We start from the raw sequence: 912 nt of genomic DNA, 5'->3' as shown, positions 1-912 counted from the left end.
TTTGGTCAGCCCTATACGGTTGGTGCTGCAGAAGGGGCCATGAACCTGACCTTTTTGCATTGGGGGTTTCATGCCTGGGCCATTTATGCTGTAGTTGCCTTGGCTCTGGCCTTTTTTGCTTATAATAGAAAACTGCCTTTGACAATAAGATCTGTTTTTTACCCCTTACTAGGAGAGCGCATACACGGGTGGATTGGTGATTGTATTGATGTTTTGGCAGTATTGGCTACCCTCTTTGGGTTGGCTACTTCATTAGGTTTAGGCGTAAAACAAGTCAGTGGAGGATTGTCTTATTTATTTGATATCCCCAACACCATTACCGTTCAGGTTTTATTGATTGCAGGGATAACCTTTATTGCTACTTTATCTGTAGTATCGGGAATCGATAAAGGGGTGAAATTTTTGAGTGAGTGGAACGTGAGAATTGCCGCAGTTTTACTAATTTTTGTGATTGTGGTAGGGCCTACACTGTTTATATTTCGCTCCTTTGTTCAAAATTTAGGGAATTACCTGGAAAACATTCTCCAGGTGTCTACCTGGACAGAGGCTTACAGAGACAATGGCTGGCAGAAAGACTGGACCGTGTTTTATTGGGCATGGTGGATTTCTTGGTCACCTTTCGTAGGAATGTTTATTGCCAGGGTCTCTAAAGGCAGGACCATAAGGGAATTCATATTCGGTGTTTTGTTGGTGCCTTCCATTTAACGTTTTTTTGGTTGACTGCTTTAGGTGGATCAGCCATACTATTGGACATGCAAGAGGGGGTAGCTAGCAATACCCACAGTCTGGCTACTAGCATTGTTGCTGATGAATCTATTGCCTTGTTTGTTTTCCTGGAGAAGTTCCCATTTTCTAGTGTAGGATCAATTATAGGGATTTTGCTAGTTACTAGTTTCTTTGTAACCTCATCTG

General features: G+C 42.3%; 1 pseudogene. It reads left to right on the top strand.

Features of this window, described 5'->3' with window-relative positions:
- Positions 1–39: 39 nt before the first annotated feature.
- Positions 40–912 (top strand): annotated as a pseudogene (locus ADIWIN_RS06625) (BCCT family transporter); the annotation flags it as partial.

It is taken from the genome of Winogradskyella psychrotolerans RS-3, from assembly GCF_000427335.1.
In the GTDB taxonomy this organism is placed as follows: Bacteria; Bacteroidota; Bacteroidia; order Flavobacteriales; family Flavobacteriaceae; genus Winogradskyella; species Winogradskyella psychrotolerans.
This window is presented reverse-complemented; position numbering and strand designations above follow the sequence as displayed.